15 protein-coding genes are annotated in these 21,593 nt (G+C 38.1%); 7 read left to right on the top strand and 8 right to left on the bottom strand.

The genetic code is table 11. The annotated features are described in order from the left end of the window. Position 1 precedes the first annotated feature (1 nt). The 6 genes from chrA (at position 2) to cysC (ending at position 10,010) form a co-directional block, all read left to right on the top strand. The gene (chrA, locus tag BQ8014_RS07060) at positions 2-1,195 is read left to right on the top strand and encodes a chromate efflux transporter (RefSeq protein ID WP_080903756.1); all 1,194 of its coding nucleotides are present in this window, start codon (positions 2-4) and stop codon (positions 1,193-1,195) included. After that, a complete protein-coding gene (locus BQ8014_RS07055; protein ID WP_080903755.1) occupies positions 1,188-2,213 on the top strand; it encodes a sulfotransferase family protein in 1,026 nt (341 codons plus the stop codon). Before chrA ends, BQ8014_RS07055 begins: the two co-directional genes overlap by 8 nt. A gap of 13 nt (positions 2,214-2,226) precedes the next feature. Beyond that, positions 2,227-5,214 (top strand): glycoside hydrolase domain-containing protein, encoded by a 2,988-nt coding sequence (locus BQ8014_RS07050; protein WP_080903754.1) that lies wholly within the window; start codon positions 2,227-2,229, stop codon positions 5,212-5,214. 57 nt (positions 5,215-5,271) lie between these two features. Beyond that, a complete protein-coding gene (locus BQ8014_RS07045) occupies positions 5,272-8,451 on the top strand; it encodes a DUF5107 domain-containing protein (protein ID WP_234998000.1) in 3,180 nt (1,059 codons plus the stop codon). Between the two features lie 30 nt (positions 8,452-8,481). Beyond that, on the top strand, positions 8,482-9,306 hold the full coding sequence (gene cysQ / locus BQ8014_RS07040) for a 3'(2'),5'-bisphosphate nucleotidase CysQ (protein ID WP_080903752.1): 825 nt from the start codon (positions 8,482-8,484) through the stop codon (positions 9,304-9,306). Between the two features lie 104 nt (positions 9,307-9,410). Then, on the top strand, positions 9,411-10,010 hold the full coding sequence (gene cysC, locus BQ8014_RS07035) for an adenylyl-sulfate kinase (RefSeq protein WP_200814365.1): 600 nt from the start codon (positions 9,411-9,413) through the stop codon (positions 10,008-10,010). Between the two features lie 72 nt (positions 10,011-10,082). Here the strand turns inward: cysC and BQ8014_RS07030 are convergent, their stop codons facing one another. Then, positions 10,083-10,667: a hypothetical protein gene (locus BQ8014_RS07030; protein ID WP_080903751.1), complete on the bottom strand. Its 585-nt coding sequence runs from the start codon at positions 10,665-10,667 to the stop codon at positions 10,083-10,085. A gap of 198 nt (positions 10,668-10,865) precedes the next feature. On the opposite strand from BQ8014_RS07030, the gene BQ8014_RS07025 reads away from it, so the two are divergent. Continuing rightward, complete coding sequence (locus BQ8014_RS07025; protein ID WP_160150051.1) at positions 10,866-13,001, top strand: ATP-dependent helicase; 2,136 nt, start codon at positions 10,866-10,868, stop codon at positions 12,999-13,001. Positions 13,002-13,011: 10 nt separating this feature from the next. Here the strand turns inward: BQ8014_RS07025 and BQ8014_RS07020 are convergent, their stop codons facing one another. The 7 genes from BQ8014_RS07020 to BQ8014_RS06995 form a co-directional block, all read right to left on the bottom strand. Then, positions 13,012-13,755 (bottom strand): TIGR02757 family protein, encoded by a 744-nt coding sequence (locus tag BQ8014_RS07020; RefSeq protein ID WP_234997999.1) that lies wholly within the window; start codon positions 13,753-13,755, stop codon positions 13,012-13,014. Between the two features lie 127 nt (positions 13,756-13,882). Then, positions 13,883-14,923, bottom strand: a complete 1,041-nt coding sequence (locus tag BQ8014_RS07015; RefSeq protein ID WP_080903748.1) for a LicD family protein — start codon at positions 14,921-14,923, stop codon at positions 13,883-13,885. Positions 14,924-14,933: 10 nt separating this feature from the next. After that, positions 14,934-15,203 carry a glycosyltransferase family protein gene (locus tag BQ8014_RS19360; RefSeq protein ID WP_080903747.1) on the bottom strand — a complete coding sequence of 90 codons (270 nt, stop codon included), beginning with the start codon at positions 15,201-15,203 and terminating at the stop codon, positions 14,934-14,936. Positions 15,204-15,388: 185 nt separating this feature from the next. Beyond that, on the bottom strand, positions 15,389-17,599 hold the full coding sequence (locus BQ8014_RS07005; protein WP_087880547.1) for a peptidase domain-containing ABC transporter: 2,211 nt from the start codon (positions 17,597-17,599) through the stop codon (positions 15,389-15,391). 322 nt (positions 17,600-17,921) lie between these two features. Beyond that, complete coding sequence (locus BQ8014_RS07000) at positions 17,922-19,385, bottom strand: TlpA family protein disulfide reductase (protein ID WP_160150049.1); 1,464 nt, start codon at positions 19,383-19,385, stop codon at positions 17,922-17,924. 151 nt (positions 19,386-19,536) lie between these two features. Continuing rightward, positions 19,537-19,773 carry a hypothetical protein gene (locus BQ8014_RS19160; RefSeq protein ID WP_139785093.1) on the bottom strand — a complete coding sequence of 79 codons (237 nt, stop codon included), beginning with the start codon at positions 19,771-19,773 and terminating at the stop codon, positions 19,537-19,539. Between the two features lie 114 nt (positions 19,774-19,887). Further along, positions 19,888-20,952 carry a vitamin K epoxide reductase family protein gene (locus BQ8014_RS06995; protein ID WP_160150048.1) on the bottom strand — a complete coding sequence of 355 codons (1,065 nt, stop codon included), beginning with the start codon at positions 20,950-20,952 and terminating at the stop codon, positions 19,888-19,890. Positions 20,953-21,593: the final 641 nt, after the last annotated feature.

The following is a 21,593-nucleotide window of genomic DNA, read 5'->3' as shown; positions in this document are numbered from 1 at the left end:
CATGAACGAGTCTAAAGTAACATATAGTTATATTCTCCTGACCTTTCTGAAAATTGGTGCAACAACGTTTGGCGGATATATGTCATTAGTTACCATGGTACAACGTCAGGTTTGTGAAATTGACCGAAAGTTACCCGAAGAAGAATTATTAGATGCCATTTCTTTAGCTTCAGTCTTGCCGGGCCCAATTGCCTTTAATGTGGTGGTTTATGTTGGATATAAATTACGTGGATATATTGGTGCTGTTATAGCTTTTATCGCAATACTGGTTCCGGCTTTCCTTTTGATACTCTTGTTTTCCTTTTGCTATTTTAACTATGGGCAGACGCCAATCGTCCGCAAAGTATTTGAAATGATATTACCTGTCGTGACCGGATTAATTCTTGCCGTTGGTTATAATATGGGTAAAAAGCAAATAACCTCATGGGCACAGGGAACTGTCATGATAATTTCTTGTGTGACCATTATTTTCATAACAGGATATGTTACAATCCTATGTGTAATAATTGCCGGAGGTACATGGGGGTGGCTATATTTTCGCCCTAAAAAGCAACCGGTCATTAGTGATTCAATAAAAAGGCATCAAGCGAATTCATTAATTATTACCAGTATTTCAATAGTCGCGATGCTTTTCTTTTTTATTATAGGGCTTCATTTTATTGAAAATAAATCCGTTCCGGTTCAATTGGCATCTATCTTTTCAGGTATGAGTCTAACTCTTTTCGGTGGAGGATATGTTGTAATCCCTACTTTACATGAAATGTTTGTAGAGAACCTACATTGGCTTACATCTACAGAATTTGCAGATGGTATCGCCATTACTCAAATGACGCCAGGACCAATTTTTATCAGTGCTGCATTTATTGGTTATAAAGTATGGGGAATATATGGAGCTTGCATATCGACTCTCTCCTTTTTTATACCACCAGCTATATTAATGATACTTTGCTCCCGCTTTTTAGAATTCTTAAAAGGGTCAAAAGATATAAATGCTATATTTAAAGGAATTCGTCCTGCTGTTATTGGAATGATTTTTGCGTCTGTCCCGGCCTTAGGGCAGACAATATCATTCAGCTGGATATCTTTACTTCTTTTCCTAAGTGCAGTTTTTCTTACAATTAGATTTAAACTAAGTCCTATATACATGATCATTGCAGCTGGTATAATAGGATTGATTCTATCGATATATGAATAAAATAAAGGCAGTACAAATTATCGGAACGCAGCGTTCCGGTTCGAATTTATTACGAGTCATGCTGGATACAATGGATGATGTTTTTGCTCCTCATCCACCTCATATTTTGCAACGGTTTCTACCATTGCTGCCATATTATGGCTCACTTAACAATAAACAAAACTGGGAAGAACTGATTCACGATGTATGTGAACTTGTGAGATTAAACCCGGTTACATGGGAAAATATCGAATTGGACGAAGCTGAAATTGCGAGAAATTGTCGAACATTTTCACTCTATGAAATATTCCGTGTTATCCATGAGCTAAGTGCACAGCAGGTAGGTGCGCATATTTGGGTAAATAAAAGCATGAAAAACATCCATTATATTAAAGGATTTGATTCCATCGATATTCATCCCTTATATATTTATCTTTGCAGAGATGGCAGAGATGTTGCCCTATCGTTTAAAAAAGCGATTGTCGGTGAAAAACATATCTATTCTATAGCTAAATGTTGGCAGGAAGACCAAGCGGCTTGCTTAGAATTGCAGAAGAATATTGATAAGGCTTTCTTTTTTGCGCTGAAATATGAGGATCTAATTTCACAACCAGACGTAGAATTAAAAAAAATATGTTCTTTTATTGGTGTTGATTATACAGAAAAAATGTTGGAATACTACAAAAGCAAAGAATCAGAACAAACCTCTGCAGCAGGAGAAATGTGGAGAAATGTAAAACAACCCGTCTTGAAAGATAATAAGAATAAATTCTTAAATGAATTAAGTTTGGCTGAAATTAGAATCTTTGAAACAGTAGCAGGGAAAGAGTTAGCGGCTTTAGGATATAAGTTAGTTACTCCGGCAGAAGATATTAAGGCTTTTACATCTATAGAGATTGAGGAATTTGAATTGAAGAACAAGCAGTTGAAAGCACAATTTTTACAACAGGCAGCCACTGTAGATAAACAAAAGCGAGAACCGCAGGAAAGATTATTGCAATCTATAAGAGAAAGGAAACTAAAGAAAACTGAAAATTAATAATAAACCGTTTATGAATAAGCTAAAGCTTTTTATTATACCATTTTTTATAGGAATTATTACTTTGCAAGCACAAAATATACTTCCTTCCAGAAATTTATATGGAACAGGCATTTGGGATCGTGATTCATTGGGAAACCATCGCGCCGTAGTAAATGTAAACCAGAAAGCAGATGCTGTCAGGGTTATAATTCCTTGGCGACTTCGCTTAGCCCATCCTGAACAGAACCAGATTTGGGTCATAGATGCTAATACGGGTCAACGCATCACGAATGTTAACAAGATTAAGGCTAATAAAGAACAATGTGAACTTGTTTTTCAACCAAATACAGTTCCAGGGAATTATTATATTTATTATTTAAAGACACTGGGTAGTCGTAAAGCCTATTATCAAAAATTAATCTATGAACCGTATTCAAACACTGCAGATGAAGTGTGGTTAAAGAAATATGTCAAACCTTCTAACCTACCAGAAGCAAAATTAATACGATTTGAATCAATTGATGAGTTTAACAGCTTCTATCCGATGGAAGTTATTGCAACTAAAGCAGAGACTGAAGATCTGCTTAATAAACAAAAAAAAGCAACTGTTTTTTTTACAGAAGACCGTGTCAATCCAATTAGAATGACTGATAATATTCCTTATAAATGGATTACAGACAACCGGCACGATTATTTTGAGGGAACTACTAAACGTGGTGAGTATTACACATTTCAGATAGGTGTATGGGCGGCTAAACAGACGGTAAAAAACTTAAACGTCGATTTCTCAGATCTTATTTCACCGACAGGAGCGATTATTCCCGCATCGACTTTCACCTGTTTCAATACCCAAGGGATCGATGTGAAAGGGAATGCTTTCCACAAAATCTGTAATGTTCCGCAAGGGAAAGTCCAGGCTCTATGGATAGGTACTCAGATAAATACACACATCCAACCTGGTATATATACAGGAAAGCTATTCGTTACAGCCAATGGCATGCAGCCGCAAGACATCCGCCTTACATTAACCGTTTCAGAAGATCATATTGAAGCATCTGGAGATAACGAGCCATGGAGACATTCACGTCTGAGATGGTTGAATTCGCAACTGGACGAAGATGACGAGGTGGTTGCGCCTTTCACAGAACTAACGCGTAATGACAAAACCATTTCTTGTCTAGGCAGAACTATTACGATTGGCAAGAACGGATTGCCAGAGCAAATTGCTAGCTTTTTTACAGAAAAATTGACTACTATAAGTAAAGATCCGCGAGATATTCTCTATTCTCCAATAAACTTTATTATTGATGGAGAGGACGGTGCATGGGAGAATTTAAACTTTGAGTTCACTAAGCAAAAACGGGGCGTCATTGCTTGGAAGGCTTTAAATAAAAGCAAGTCATTTGTTATGAATCTTGAAGCTGCAATGGAGTTTGATGGTAATATTGAATATAAGCTTACATTAATGGCTTTAGAAGATATAAAAGTAAATGACATGCGATTAGAAACCAATCTAAAACCTGGCGTCGCAAAATATTTTATGGGTTTAGGTGAAAAAGGTGGCTATTGTCCTGAAAAATTAAATTGGAAATGGAATGTAAAACGCAATCAAGATGGCCCTTGGATCGGAGATATTAATGCAGGTCTCCAAATTCGTCTGTTTGATCATACTTATGATAGACCGTTAAATACAAACTTTTATCAAGACAAACCTCTATTGATGCCAGATGCATGGTTCAATAATGGTAAGGGAGGTATAGATATAAGAAAGTCAGAAAAAGGTTCTTCTGTTGTTTCATATACAGGCGTTCGGGAAATAAAGAAAGGGGAAGTATTAAAGTTTTATTTTAACTTGGCCGTTACTCCCTTTAAACCTGTAAACACTATAAAAAAATGGAAGGACCGTTATTACCATGCTTATGACTTTATCGATAAAATAGAGGATTATGGCGGTACTATAGTAAATGTCCATCATGCAACGGAGATTAATCCGTTCATTAATTATCCATTTCTTCGTACACAGGCAATGAAAGCTTATATTGATGGTGCGCATGCAAAGAATATTAAGGTAAAAATATATAACACGGTGCGTGAGTTATCCAATAGCGCAACGGAGTTGTTTGCTTTGCGAAGTCTGGGTGATGAGATCTTTTCTAAAGGCCCGGGTGGAGGCTATTCATGGCTACAAGAGCATCTCGACCAAGATTATATTCCGGCATGGTATGCTTCAAACTATAGAGATGCGGCTATTGTGAACAGTGGAGTATCGCGTTGGCATAATTATTATGTAGAAGGATTAAATTGGTTAACTCAAAATATTGGCATTGATGGACTTTATATTGATGATTTAGCATTTGACCGAACTACAATGAAACGTGTGCGTAAAGTTCTTACGCGCTCAAATCCAAACGCGATGATTGACCTTCATTCCGCCAATCAATATAATGAGCGTGATGGATTCGCAAATAGTGCAAACCTTTATATGGAACATTTCCCATATATCGATCGCCTTTGGTTTGGTGAGTATTTTGACTATAACTTACCTCCGGAATTCTGGCTTATAGAGATATCAGGATTACCGTATGGGCTAATGGGGGAAATGCTGCAGGACGGTGGTAACCAATGGCGTGGCATGTTATATGGAATGACTTCACGGGCGCCATGGTCAGGAGATCCACGTCCAATATGGAAAGTGTGGGATGAGTTTGGCATTGAAGAAAGTGATATGATTGGCTATTGGGTGAAGAATAATCCAGTACAGACAAACGAAGAGCATACATTGGCTACGACGTATGTTAAAAAAGGAGATAAAACCTTGATCTCTTTGGCTACATGGGAGGATAATGATACGCCGGTCAAGTTGAAAATCGACTGGGAAGCATTAGGTTTGAATCCGGCAGAATCAGTTTTGTATGCCCCCGAAGTAGAGGCATTTCAGCCGGAAATGAAATGGCGCCCGGATGAAATGATAACCGTCCCCAAAGGAAAAGGATTCCTGATTATAATAAAGAAAAAATAATCAGGTTAGAAAAAGCTACTGGTGATATACTTTAATATTAAACTAATAAAGGGACATATGATTAACTTATTCTCACAAAGGATGAAGAGCTTGATTCTATTGGGATGCATGCTCCTCGTAGCTTCTATCATGACAGCTCAAAACGCCAGAGTTATAGAATCAAAAGTGTCTATGAAGACTTATCCTTTCAGTGATGCTGATCCTGTGGCCAGGCCGGAAAATCTTTATTACCCCTATTTTCGTTTCGATGGTTTCACTTCTGAAGGAAAACAAAGAGAGTGGAAAACAGTAGAACTAGAAAATGACTACATAAAAGTAACCCTCTTTCCGGAAATAGGCGGAAAGATATGGGGAGCCGTAGAAAAATCAACAGGAAAAGAGTTCATTTACTATAATCATGTAGTTAAGTTTCGAGACATTGCTATGCGAGGTGCATGGGTTTCAGGCGGCATTGAATATAATTTCGGGATTATTGGTCATGCACCTACATCAGCCACTCCTGTGGATTATATAACAAGAACAAATCCGGATGGAAGTGTCAGTTGTTTTCTATCAGCTACCGATTATATTACCCGGTCAAATTGGACGGTCGAAGTAAATTTGCCCAAAGACAAGGCTTTTTTCACAACAAAAACAACCTGGTATAATGCTTCTTCCATGGATCAACCTTATTATCAATGGATGAATGCAGGCTATAAAGCAGCAGGAGATATTCAATTTTGTTATCCCGGTAATTGTTATATTGGACATGATGGCGAAAGTAACCCATTTCCAATCGATAAGCAAGGGCGGGATCTTTCTTTGTATAAGAATAATGATTTTGAAAGTTCAAAATCCTACCATGTGATGGGCTATTATAATGACTTTTATGGAGCTTATTGGCATGAGGATAATTTCGGTTCTATACATTATGCCCGTTCTGATGAGAAACTTGGCATGAAGATTTTTCTTTGGAGCCAAGCGCAAGATGGAAAGATTTGGGAAGACTTGCTGACAGACACTGATGGACAGTATGTCGAATTACAATCCGGAAAAATGTACAACCAACCTGCAACAAAAAGCGCTTTTACGCCTTTTAAGCATAAATCGTTTGCTCCCCAAGGATTTGATGAATGGACGGAATATTGGTATCCGGTCAAGGAAACTCGAGGTATTTCTAAAGCAAGCACGATAGGTGCAATAAATTGGCAGAGAAATGGAGGCAAGCTTACCGTCTACTTTTCCCCGGTACAGAAAGGTACAACAACGCTTCGTTTATATAATGGGACAAAAGAGATTAAATCAGACACACTCCAGATGGAGATATTAAAGACTTGGGTGGGTGAATTTGATGTTCCTGTGGATGCAACATTAAAACTGGTCATAGGAGATGATGAATTAGTTTATTCCGAATCTCTTCAAGACTATGAAATCAGCCGCCCACGCGAATTGCCGAAGGACTTTGATTGGAATTCGGTCTATGGGCTTTATATAAAAGGAGAACAGTGGATGAATATAAAAATGTTAAGCAATGCTGAAGCCAATCTTAAAGCTTGTTTAGAAAAAGATCCCTATTTTGCGCCGGCGCTTGTTCGTCTTGCTTCATTGATGAACCAAACGGGGAGATATGATGAGGCATTTCGTTTGAGCGCTTATGCCTTAAGCATTGATACTTATGATGGGGAAGCAAATTACAATTTCGGATTATCAAACAAGTATCTTGGGCAAACGACTAATGCAAAAGATGGCTTCTCTGTAGCGACCTATACCGAAGCCTTTCGGAGTGCTGCCTACGCCCAACTGGCAGGACTCTCTATTGCAGAAAAGGACTATAAAAAGGCAATAACCTATGCTCTAAAAAGCTTGGATTATAATACGAGGAATATGGATGCAATACAGGAATTGTTGGTTTGTTATCGATATTTAAAACGACCTGTAGAAGCTGGGAGGCTGATTGCTGAAACATTGGAAGGAACGCCTCTAAATCATATAATCCGTTATGAAGCCTATATTCAAAATCCGTCAGAACGCGCAAAATACGATTTCAAATCACTGATAAGTAATGAACTACCCCATGAGACCTATTTGGAAATGGCCCTTTGGTATGCTGATAAAGGCTGTATAGACGAAGCCATCGAGTTATGCTCTTTTGCACAAAACTATCCGATAGCGGGCTACACACGTGCCTTTTTATTACATCAGAAAGGGTTGGATGATTTAGCGCTTGAAGCGTTAGAAGCAACTGAGGCTCTCTCTCCAAATATGGTTTTCCCTTTTAGGCCTGAAAGTTTGAAAGCCTTGGAATGGGCTGATTCCATTCAATCTTCCTGGAAGACAAAATACTATCAGGCGTTGATTTATTATAAGAACTGTAATAAAGAAAAGGCAATTACTTTATTGAATCAATGCGATGATGCTGATTATGCCCCTTTATATTTGACCAGGGCCTTGTTGAAAGAAAATAACGAATGCCTCAATGACCTGAGAAGGGCAGAGGAAATAGAGCAAAGCTGGCGTGTTGGGGTTGCATTGATCAACTATTTCATGAATCAAAATGAATGGAAAGAAGCAAATAGTATAGCTGATAAATACTATAAAAAGTATCCGAAGAATTATGTTGTCGGACTTAAATATGCGCGAACATTGTGTGAAAATGGACAATATTCCAAGAGCATTGCATTATTAAAAAAAATCCAGGTGCTTCCAAATGAAGGAGCGTCTGCCGGACGCGATGTCTATCGGGATTCCTATCTTTACCAAGCGATCAATGAAATTCATTCCAAGCGATTTTCAAAGGCACTGAAAGCGATAGAAGGTTCAAAAATATGGCTGGAAAATCTCGGTGTCGGGAAACCTTATGAAGACCAAATCGATTACCGCTTGGAGAATTTCCTCGAAGCTTTGGCCACTCCCCACCCTACCGCTAAAAGAGATTCTTTATTTCAAGCCGTTGTTAATGATTCAAATCCGGCACCCAAGTCCTTTAATTCTAATGAACTATTGTCTGTATTAGCTTTGCATAAATTAGGCAAAGAAACTGAAGCGAATCAACAGATTGATAATTGGATGAGATTATACCCCGATAATCAATTAGTAAAATGGTGCATTGCAGCCTATAAAGGAGATTCTTCTGATGCTGATAAGTTACTCCAATTACGGAATGCTTCTACGAATGAAATACCATGGGAAACTTCCGGAAATGACAGGAATTTTGATTTGATTACAAAATTGATAAAACTAATGGCTATAGCAAAATAAGCCTTTTATTCAAAATGGGAAAAATAATAGATGACAGCATATAATACATATTTGCCAATTGCTATCCAAGCTGCTATATCAGCCGGAAAGATTATTCTGGAGATATATAACAATAAAAATGATGATTTTGAGATCAAATTAAAAGCTGATCGTTCTCCCCTTACAAAAGCTGATCGATTAGCCCATAAGGATATTATATCCTATTTAAAAAAAACATCTTTACCTGTGCTTAGTGAAGAAGGGACGTCTATTTCTTATGAGGAAAGAAAAAAGTGGAAATTATTTTGGTTAGTCGATCCGCTGGATGGAACAAAAGAATTTATTAATCGAAATGGTGAATTTACAGTAAACATTGCGTTGATATCTGAAGGCGTTCCCGTCTTAGGGGTTATTTATATCCCTGTATCCCAAACGTTATATTGGGGAGTAGAAGGAGAAGGAGCTTTCAAAGCGATGAACATAACAATTGACAAGAAACAATGGGCCGAACAGAAGATTCCGTTGCCACTCCCGGAAAAACATGATGGAATTGTCGTTGTTGCTTCGCGTTCGCATAGTAATCGTGAAACAGAAGAATATATTGATAAATTATCCACACAAGATAAACCGGTACAATTGATTATGGCTGGAAGTTCACTGAAAATAACATTGGTTGCCGAAGGGAAAGCCGATGTATACCCGCGTTTTGCCCCAACGATGGAATGGGACACAGCTGCAGGCCATGCAATTATAAGAAGTGTTGGCTTGGAAATCTATCAAGCCGGGACCAATCAGCCATTAATATATAATAAAGAAAACCTTCTGAATCCTTGGTTTATCGTTCAGAAAGAATCTTTTGAAATAGAACATAAGTAACTCATAGGCATAAGATATTGTCGGTAATAGATAAAGAGTTCTATTATTCAATCATTTGTTTGTGTTTTTCTTATATATTTATCGGCGTTTTTTAAAATATTTACATGATGATCAGCAATCCAATTTATACTGTTTTCGACAAAATGCTTCGGCGTGAAGATAAAGAGGAACTCTTAAAACAGCACGGCCTTGTTATTTGGATGACAGGGCTTAGCGGCTCGGGGAAAAGTACATTAGCCATAGCTTTGGAAAAAGAATTGCATAAGAACGGACGACTGACCTGTGTGTTGGATGGCGATAATATACGTTCCGGGCTTAATTCCGATTTAGGGTTTTCCTCTGAAGATAGAATCGAGAATATTCGTCGTATAGCTGAGGTCTGTAAATTATTTGTTGATAATGGCGTGATTGTGATATCTGCATTTATTTGCCCGACAAATAATCTCCGGGAAATGGCATCTCAAATAATTGGCTCATCCCACTACTTTGAAATCTATGTTAGCACACCATTAGCCATTTGTGAAGCCCGTGACCATAAAGGATTATATGCTAAAGCAAGGTCTGGAGAAATTAAGGACTTCACAGGGCTCACTGCCCCATTCGATATTCCACTGCAGTCTTCTCTTATTATTGATACCTCTGCAATAAGCATATCTGATGCAGTAAAACGAATCATGGAAAAAATCATCGGACGAATTAAGTAGGGTTCCCTGAATAGGAATCATTCCCCCCTGAAAACTGACAACAGAACGGGAGGCCGTAAATAAACATTTCCGTCATTTGCCTCCGATGCTAAAATGAACCGGGATATATACGGGTGAAGTCACGGGTACATCGCCTATCATGAAGGTAGGTTTAAGTTGAACGGTTACATTTGATTTTTCCGTTCCGATGCCGATAAAGTTCTTTGCAATACCGGTAATGGCCTCTTTCGAATTATTTTTCATCAGGGTGACCAAGTCGAAGCCGATCGCGAGGGGCAAGGTACGGCTTTGTCCCGCCCCAACCTGAAGCGTCTGGTTCAGCGATCCTGTCGTAAATTGGATATCATCAATGCTTATAATATATTGCAATCCGTGAAGCATCGCTTCCGATTGATTGGGATTCTTCACATTTAGATTCAGCACGAAATCCAAAGGGATGGAAGTCGCCGTACCTGCCAGAATGGAAGTGACTTTGGGAATGGAAGCCAGCGAAAGCCCATTCGACAAATCCATTCCGGACAACGACAAATTGGATATAGATTGGTAACTATAATCACAATGGATCATATTATACGAACTGGTCAAACCTTTCTGAAGACTGTCGCAACTTACGAACGCAATCAGCGCTAAGCAAAGCGCCATGAACTTTTTCCTCATTTTTTATTTATCTTAACAAACAAAACCAATACCCGTTTTCAGCGTCAAATATACATGAAAACCTTCAAATAAAAACTATTTACCGGTTCGCGTTTGAATGAAGGCTTGATATTTACAAAATATGGATTACTTTTATAACAGGGAATAAATATGGTTTTACCGTTTATGTTCCCCAAAAGATTAATAAGATTATCTGCTTTGGAAAACTATTTGGCTAAACTCAATCCCGAACAACTCGAAGCCGTCCGGACGACCGAAGGCGCCGTACGCGTACTGGCGGGAGCCGGTACCGGAAAGACACGCGCATTGACTTCACGTTATTGTTATCTCACCGATACGGCCGGGGTGGCTCCTAAAAACATTCTGTGTGTCACCTTCACGAACCGGGCAGCAAATGAGATGAAACAGCGCGTCAGGGCGGCATTGGGGGACATGGACCTCGGCTATGTCTGTACCTTTCATGCCTTTTGCGTGCAATTGCTCAAAGAAGACATCCACGTCCTGAACTTTCCGAAAAACTTTATCATCCTGGATGTGGAAGATCAGAAGCAATTGCTGTTGAATATTTTCGAAGAGATGAAACTGACGCTTCGCGAAACGACAATCAAACGTACGATCGATGAGGTACTCGAGGCTAAAAAGCTATATGCCACGACCTATATCGACTATATCTACGAACTGAATAATGAGGAGCTGAAAGCGAAATTTACGCAAACGACAGACCGCGATGAAGAAATCTTCCTGCGCTACCTGTACGAGCAAAAGAAAAGCTTCGGCTGTGACTTTAACGATCTGATCAATTTTACAACTTACATTCTGGAACATTTTCCCGATGTTTTGAAAAAGTGGCAGGACCGGATGCAATATGTGATGGTCGACGAATTCCAGGATGTAAGCCTTCGACAATATAAAATTGCACAAATGCTTGCCGGCAAACATGGCAACCTCTTTATTGTCGGGGATCCCGACCAGACAATCTATTCCTGGCGCGGATCCCACGTAAAATTGTTCCTTGACTTCGACAAAATCTATCCCGAAGCCAAAACAATTGTGCTGACAACGAATTATCGCTCCACTCCGGAGATCCTGAAGGCCTCGAATACCTTGATCGAAAAGAATGTCCTTCGTTTTCCCAAAGTCCTTATCCCGACCAAACCTACCGGAGAGCTTCCACTCTACAATCATGCGCATACCGAAAAGGAAGAAGCGGAATGGATCTACGCGGAAATCAACCGGTTACGGGGGGCCGGCGCCTTATTGAACCAAGTAGCCGTACTCTATCGCGCGCATTATCTCACCCGGGCGTTGGAAGAGTGCTTTATCGAAAAAGGATTATCCTACAATATTTACAGCGGGGTTGAGTTCTATGGACGCAAAGAGATCAAAGACGTGATCTGCTACCTGCGTATGGTCAGCGCGGGAGACGACATTGCTTTTTTGCGTACAATCAATACGCCGTCGCGGAAAATCGGGAAGAAGAAAATCGAGTTTCTCAAGAATTATGCGGATAAGTCCGGTTTGTCGCTCTATAAAGCCTTAAAAGAGAACCTGAACACCTATCTGTTCAGCAACACGCAGGCCGGACGCTATGTAGACGCCATTGAGTATGTAAAGGAACAATATAGGACAAACCGTCTCGGTGACTTATTGCAGACGTTGCTCGACAGGAGCGGTTATGAGGAATTCCTGCGTTTACAGGGCGACCAGGAACGGCTCGATAACGTAGCCGAACTTAAACGGGCTGTAGAAGCAGCGGGTTTGGACGACGATGCTTCCTTGGAAGGCTTCTTAGACCGGATCGCTTTATATACGAACCTGGATCATGAAGACCGGCAGGAGACCGTCAAACTAATGACGATCCACACCTCGAAAGGGATGGAATTTCCTTATGTTTTTATCTGTGGGCTGAATGAGGGCGTTTTCCCCGGCCGCCGCATTAATACTCCGGAAGAAATGGATGAAGAGCGGCGCCTGGCCTATGTCGCCATGACCCGGGCGATGGACCGGCTTTATCTTTCCGATTCGGAAGGCATCTCGAACGACGGCGTCTTCAAATTCCCTTCCCGCTTCATTTTCGATGCCGGCAAAGAAAACCTGAAGTTCGTAAAAGAACTTGATCCTTACCTGGAAAACTATACCCGGCGGATCACCCTCCTGTCCCAGGAGCAAACCTTCCAGGCCGGAGACCGAATCGAACACCCGGTATTCGGTCCGGGAACAATCGTAAGCATCCACCTAAACGAATCGGCCTATTCCATCCTGTTCGACAACTTAGAGACGGAACGGAGTATTCGGTTCAGTGCAAAAATAAAGAAGATGGAAGGCAATGGATAAGTCATCCGGGTTATAGACGGGAGAAAGGAAAGACGCCTCCCGCTTCACCCAATCCGAACAAGGCAAAATCATATTTGCAGGGATCTTCCGGGCACATATCCTTTAACCGTTCTGTAATTTTCAGGGCAGTAGCCATCCGGTCCGTTTTCGGAAGGTCATTGCTCCATAGCCGACGGGCAATCCGGCATACATGGGTATCCAAGGGAATGATCAGGTCGGCCGGGCGGATCTTCGTCCAAACTCCCAGATCGACGATTCCATCGTTCCGTACCAGCCAGCGAAGCATTAGATTGGTTCGTTTGCACGGACTGGTATCTATAGATGCCGTAACATGCCGCATGTCCGCCATTGCCCCGAAACGCGCCAAGCCCTTCAGGACACCTCCGTTTTCCGGAGTAAACAGGTCTTCCAAAGATTCGTTTTCCGAATAATAAGCATACAAGCTCCGGCAGAGATCATGCAGATCGTGCTCGAAGAAGGTGCGGTGAATGTTTTTCCGGGAGTGACGGAGCCCCTCCCATTCTTTACTCATAATATAATCATAAGGAGCATACCCCATCACCCGGTGCATTTTATCCGCATCGTTCAGGATCGAACTCCGTTTTCCCCAAGTAATGACCGAAGTCAGTACGGCCGACACTTCGATATCCTGCAATCGCGTAAAACGACGGGGAAAACGAATAGGATCCCGCTCGATGAAGGAAGGAACATTGAATTCCCTCACCAATTCATCTAATTGTTCTTTCTGATTCACGTTCTCATCTGTCTTTTCTATTTTGAAGAACAAAAACAGCCCCTATTTGTTCCCTATTCCCTCGGACGTATTTCCCTTTTCATGAAAATGCATTAACAAGCCATTTTCACAAAAGTAGTCTATTTAATCATATATAATTATTTTTTAATCCTATCATTCGACCTTCATCGTCGGTTTGGATAGGTAAACTTACACGCGGGAAATAAGGTTGCTCTAATCTATGTCCCCATGCATACACAATTATTTTATCTTTCCAAGATGTATATCTACTATCTAATACTTCAATCGAGTTGGCTCTAATATAAAAAAGAGAATCTTCAAATATTATCTTCTTGAATTCATATAAAGCGGAATTTGGGCAAATAATTCCATTAGCAAAAACCAAATCAGCACCTTGTCTTTTATATACCCAAAGGTCTATAAATGGAAATGTATATTTATATCCAGAAATTTCTTCCCCTTCACACCCCCATATCTTATAATAATTTTTCTGCGACCGATGCTCGACGAACTCATCAAATGAAACATCTTGTTCCTGTTGTAATTTTTCAAAAAAAGCAGAAACATCCTTTTCCTCTATACCAAGATCGACATCATCATCCCAAGGCATTATTCCTCCATGTTGAATGTATCCCAAATGGGTACCACCCTGTAAAACAAGCTCAATTTTAAGTTGATAAGCAATATCACTAATAATTGAAAGTAACTTTTTTACTTTTCTTTTCCGATCCATAGTCCAAGGACTTATTTTGATTAAGGTATCCCAAATGCACTTAATTCTTGCAGGCCATTCTCCCCAATCAATTTGCTCAAATGTTAACCATGGGACATCCTCATAATAAGCATTCAATCGTCCATTTAACGATAAATTTACAAATTCATTATCTAATCGATCTTTAATCGGATTTATAGTAAGTAATTTCTCAGCCCCTTTCTTGCTTAAAAAATAAATGGAATTTCCCCATTTATAGCCAAGAAAATAGGGATCCATATTGCCTTTCTCACATGAATTCTTATTTAGTAAAGCTTTCTTTAAATTAGTTTGTTCTAAGTTTCTTTTGGGTAAATCATACGGAAAATAAATATCTAAATCTTTAGGAAAATATTTCATTATATTCTCAAGCTCTTCAATTGTTACATTTAATTCAACATTACTTTCAACAATCAAACAATAACACTCATTCGTTTCTAAAAAATCTTACCCCTTTCTCTTCGCTTAATCGCCCTGCATAAAAGAGATTTTTTTCATCAGAGGCTATATGATATTTTTTACAAAGATTATTCTTTTTTCTTTCTGAAACCTTCTTATAGGAATCGGTTATTGCATTGTAAATAATTTCACATTTGGACTTATCTATATAGGTCAGCTTTTCCAAGGAAGTCAGTGTATGTTGGGCTATACAAACAAATCGGTCGCATTGATTAATCGTCTTTTCATCTTCTTTCAATGCTTTATAGATCTGAGCGTCCCAAGGATTCTTAAACTGAAATATTTTCCTTTTTGTAATTGATTAAAGCTTTCTTAAATCTCCTAATAGAGAAATTCCCCAGTTGGTATAATGAATAACAAGTATCACTTTACAGACAAACATTTTTTTTAAATAATGTACCAATGAACTGTTTGTCATGAAATTCAATTGAAATATATATTCAGTTGGTTTTTCACCAGCGTATAATAAGCTCCCTTCTTAGCTGTCAACTCATGATGTGTTCCCTCTTCAATCACTTTCCCTTTTTCCAAAACAATGATATTATCTGCATGCTGGACCGTGCTCAAGCGATGGGCGACGATCACCACCGTCTTTCCCCGGTAAAAGGCATTCAGATTGTCCATGATGATCCGTTCGTTGTTTGCATCCAAGGCGTTGGTCGCTTCATCAAAAAAAAGATACTCCGGATTCTTATAGACGGCACGGGCGATCAATAAACGTTGCCGTTGCCCCTGGCTGATGCCGTTTCCTTCCATACCGACCTTGGTATTATATTTTAAAGGCAAGGATTCGACAAATTCTTTGATATTAGCGATCTCTACGGCATGAAGTAACCGCTTCTTATCGATCGCTTCTTCTCCAACGGCGATATTATTGGCTATTGTATCGGAAAAGATAAAGCCATCTTGCATCACAGCTCCCGCTTTCTGGCGCCATAAATGCGGGTTTATCTCGCCAAGAGAAAGGTTTCCTACCTTTAATGTCCCCTTTAAGGGTGCATAAAAGCCGAGTAACAGTTTGATTGCCGTCGTTTTTCCGCTTCCGCTCGATCCCACGATCGCCGTAATTTTATGCTGGGGGACCCGGATACTAAGGTGATCTAAAACATAATCCCTCTCTGCCCCGTCGTAACTGAAACAGACTTCATTTAAGTAAATAGATTTGTCTTCCGGTAATTCATGAATTGTATCTTTAATGGTTTGTTCTTCATCCTCCTTGTTATGGATTTCATTAAGGCGTTCCAAACTTATTTTAGCATCTTGAAGGGATTGGGAAAAGCTGATTACTTGTCCGATCGGACCGGATAATTGGCCAATAATATAACTGATGGACATCATCATACCCAGAGTAATGTTTCCATCGATCACGGCCTTGGCTGAAAGGAAAGAGATCAATAAAGTCGTTGTTTGGCTAAAGAAAACTGAACCGACTTGTTGGTATTGTCCCAAAGCCATTCCTTTAATGCTGATATTAAATAGTTTCACCTGTATCCGTTCCCATTTCCAGCGTTGTTGCTTTTCGCAATTGTTCAGTTTTATTTCCTGCATTCCGGTTACAAGCTGGATCAGGCTTCCCTGGTTTGCCGAAGATTGTGTAAAACGGCTATAATCAAGTTTTCTACGGAAACGCATAAAAAATAAAATCCAAGTAACGTAAATTGTGTTTCCGACAAGAAAAACAAACAGAATGGTGAGGTTATAATAGCCCAGTATCGCAGCAAAAATAAAAAAATTGAAAAAAGAAAAGAGGGTCGTCAGGGTAGTCCCCGTCATAAAGGATTGGATACGGCTATGATCGCCGATACGCTGCATGATATCCCCCACGTTCTTTGCATCGAAGAAACGGAGCGGCAGCTTCATCAGCTTAGCCAAAAAATCTGAGATTAACAGGATGCTGATACGGGTATTCATATGAAGGGTAATCCAGTTTTGGATAAATCCGACAGCCATTTGAGTAATGGAAAGAGTTAATTGGGCAATCAAAGCCAGTGTAATAAAATTCAAGTTATTATTACCGATACCCTGGTCTACCACCGCTTGGGTGAGGAAAGGGAAGATGAGTGACAAAACGCTTCCTATAAGCAGACCGACAATCAATTGGATAAGCTGGCTCTTATAGGGTCGGAGATATCCCCAGAAATAGCTGAGGTTCTTTTCCTGTTTATCTTTATCGTCTTCAATAGTGTAAAATTCAGGAGTGGGGTTCAGCAATAAGGCTGTTCCGGTATCCTCATTATTTGATTTGCTACTGATCCAGCATTTAAGGAAACCTTTTTTATCCATCGTATACTTTTCCCCTGCAAGATCAGCTATCTTAATGATATATTCTTCCTCCTTCTTTTTCTTAATGCCATAACAAACTATAAAATGGCTCTGATTCCAATGTAGAATACAGGGCAATGGTACATCTTCAATTAATTGTTTAAAAGTAATTCGTACTCCATTCGTATGGAATCCGATACTTTCTGCTGCATCGCTAATCTCTAACATAGATACTCCTTCCCGGGTAATAAAACTTTTTTCTCTTAATGTTTGTAATGTATAATTACGTCCATAATATTTTGCGATCATACGTAAACAGTTTGGACCACAATCCATTCTGTCTAATTGGGTGTAAAGAGGAAAGCCTTTCATCATAATAAAACTAATATGAATCCATTTTTTATTGAGTGAGTTCCCCTTTTCGAAATTCATCCATTATATTATCTATCTAACAATTAAAAGTTTATCGAAAAACATTTTAATGTTACACGATCATTAATCCTCTTCTCTTTCGTTTTTAGCTTTATCACATCACAAGATTTTAAAAAATTTATTAGGAATATTGAGTTACATCGGAGATATAAACAATAATATAAAACTGATATTATAACTTATCCACATATACTTTTTTAGTGACAGACAACTTCTTTATAAGTAATTTACAACATTAAATCAGCATAAATAAGAATAGAATCTATTTCATAATTTTATCATCCAATCGTTCTTTCAATTTACTTATTGAACTGGGTCTGGGCAAATCATCATCTAAGATTTCACCATTCTGATCCAATAGAATATAACGAGGAATGATAAATGTACCACCTTTATAAATTTGACGTTGAATATCGGTAGATAAATATTTTGATATCCTTAGATTATAACCAGTCAGGTGAAACTCGTCTATATTTTTTCGCCAAAGCTTTTCAAATCGGTCCTCATCAATCGAAAGATAAACAGGAACAAGACCATCATACTTATTAAGCAAATCATGCAACTCCTCATTATACTGAAACTCAGTTTTACACGGATTACACCATGTTGCCCATAAGTCAATAAAGATATAGTTGTTTTTTATCCCTTCGACCTTAGATAGCTCTTTTAAACTATTTATCTGATCAACAACAACAATAATAGAATCATTTTTATTATTCGTAGATTCCAATCTCTTTTCATCTCTCCTCTTTTTTATTATTGCCACATATTGACTCTGCGGATACTTATTTGTCAAATATCTAAACATTTTATCTTGATCAAATTCATTAACCATATATTGCAACTGTATGATATAAGCACCTCCCAAATAGGGTAATTGAATAGAATCAGGGGCCAATAGAAAAGGAACATAGGGGCCAAATGCATTTTCACCATACCCAGCTACAAGCTTCTCTTTTTCTACCTTATCTAATTTTCCATATAAATTATTATAATAGCTAGAAACATAATTAGGACCAAAGCTATATCGAAGAATATCTTCATTCATTGGAGGATAATCTCTATATATGGTTTCGATTAAATTGTTTATTTCACGAATATCTTCAGATTTAAGTTTAATCTCTTTCTGAAAAAGCAATCCTCTCAAATTACGTATGAATTCATTATAAATCGCAAAATGAATGTCATTATCCAATGCATGACAAAATTCAGATGTTACTTTCTTTTCTGATTTTAATCTTTGGATATCCCTGGAGAACCCAGATAATAGATGTTGGATTTGTCTATTAATAGACTTCAAATCTATTTCTTTGTAAAGATTTTGAGAAAAAATAGAATCTATTTCTATTCCATACTTTAAGAATCCAGGGATAAAAAAGTTATTATTAAAATAAGACATACCTTCTGAATTCTTTCCGGTAATTGTAATCCCATCCTTCGAATAATCAAGAGTTAAACTTTCATTACCTTGCAAAATAAGCATATACCTACTCCCATTGGAATACTTACATTCTATAAAATTCAAACCACAAATATCCAACTTATAATCAATGCTTATATTAGGTTTTAATTCTAATTTGTCAGAGACAATATAATTATTGAAAGCATCATCAATCGGTCTATATATACTGACTGATATATCCTCCTTTGTATGAAATGTTATAGTTGTAGTTTGAGCAAATACTTGGCCAACAGAAAATATCAATAGGGTTATTATTATTTTCATTTTCATCTATTTTCACATTATAGGGGTTATTTTATCCTTCTACTAAATTTTTCCAATGTATGGGCATTAGAAAACAATAGATTAATAAACATATTCACAGCTATTAACTATAGAAGATTAAATAACCCCCCAATTCCTAAATTTCAATTAATTAAGAAGCAGCCCTGCAACCTCCTTTTCCTTCTACACATTTTCCAGAAATATCATCTATAATCTCTTTAGTACTGCTGTAAGTTTTAGTCCAAGAGGAGCTAAAAGGTGGATTTGCACCATTTGAACATGAACAATTAAAAGTTCCAGCAGTAAATGTTCCATCATATCCATCATTTCCCCCGACAATACTTTTCATTGCACAATCATCAAGCTGTGCCACATCATACATTTTCATTTTTCGCTACTTTTTCATTTTTCATTTTTCATTTTATTTAAAGTGATGCTATAGAAACTATGCAACAAGTGATCAGTTTATTGCCTATTACCCTATAGCTTTGTAATAGTAGATTTAAATCGATTTTATGTATCTTAGGTCTTCTATTTTATAATTATTCGGCAAAACATAACCATTAACCAAAATCGTGGGAGTCGCATGAAGCTTTGTTTGTTCCTTCCACGTTTCGTGTTTTCCAAACTCATTGATCACCATATTACCTTTTACATTTACTTCGTATCTTTCAAAGAAGCCCTCTCTTTTAAACATTCCTCCTTCAAACCATTCATCGTATATCCGTTTTCTGTCAAGATCACTCCTGTTAAAATAGATTGCCATAAGAAATTTATTGCTATCGTCCAATTCTTTGCTAAAAGAAGAAAAAATATACTGTACACATAAATGATTAGTTTGTTTCAATAGCACATTAATGCGCTTATGAATCTTGGCACATGGATTACAATGCGGATTGGTAAGAATAGTAACAAGAACGGTACCAGATAAATTTCCCCATAGGATATTGGAGGATTCCCGATTCACTTCATAATGAGGCTGCTGTTTTAACATGGCAGAGAAAACATCTTCATTTGCTTTTATGCTATTCAATTCCTGAGCTATCTGTGAAGTCCTATTGCTTTCAATTAATTTAGGCATTAATAGATTAATAGAAAAGATAGGAATCATATATAATAAACCTACGATCAAAAAATTCGTTATTCCAAGATCTGAAAAACGAATAAAGCCGGATCCTGCATCAACAAGGAAGATGATCCATACTAAAACCTGCACAAGCAAACAAAGCGGACACCACTGTTTGACTTTTACCTTCTGATACCATATGCTCCAAAAACTATAAGGTAAAGCAAAGATATTTATTACGGCAACATATGGTAAAAGCGGAGGTATAGCTATTGCGATAAATAAATTCGTAAGAAAATAGCCTATACCTATTTCAATCCAGCCAAGAACCCCTCCTATTTTTGCGGCCGCCGATTCGAGGACATCATTGCAGTCGCTCTTTCTAAAAAGGGAGCAGATTTTATCTGCGTAGCTACCTTGAATATGCATTTGTTTAAGAACAAGAAGATAACCGACATAAATTCCGGCAAGATTAACTGCAGTAAACAACAAACGGCCCATATCGTATGGATTGTTTCTTATAAAAAACAGAATCCCCAATAGACAAATGAAAAAATACAGAAGTAGTTTTTGTCCCGATAAAAACAGCTCATTCCTTTTATGTTCCTTATAGTCAGGTTCTATAGACAGATTACTGGTCTCTACCAGAAGAGCAACGCCGGACCAGGTCTTGCAAAAATCGTCGGTATTTACTTTCAAATCTTTCCTCTCCATATATAATATACATCTCCGGATATTATCTTATATACAACCGAGAAATCTGCTCCTACATGGGCTATAAAAGGATATTCCATCTCGGACAATGCATTTTTTTTATCATTGCATTGTATCCCTGCATTTTCAATTTTATAATCTGACAACATGCTGGACAACCCATACAGATTATATTTATGCGGATGTTCCGCATAGAATTTGTTGGAGAATGATTCTGTATATTTTACTCCTAAATAATTTAGAAATGTGGTAAACACATTTTCATATTGTCTCTTTAAGAATAAATTCATCATAATTAGTACTATACGATTTATTAAGCACTAATAAACACTAGTCTAAAAAAAAGTAAGAGTAACTTTCTTCGATAACAAAGAAAACATTTACATATTACAATAGAACAAGCATACAGTTACTTTTTTGTTACATTC

The organism is Parabacteroides sp. Marseille-P3160, assembly GCF_900162725.1.
Taxonomy (GTDB): Bacteria; Bacteroidota; Bacteroidia; order Bacteroidales; family Tannerellaceae; genus Marseille-P3160.
The sequence above is the reverse complement of the archived record's forward strand: the minus strand, read 5'-3'. Positions and strand labels throughout refer to the sequence as shown.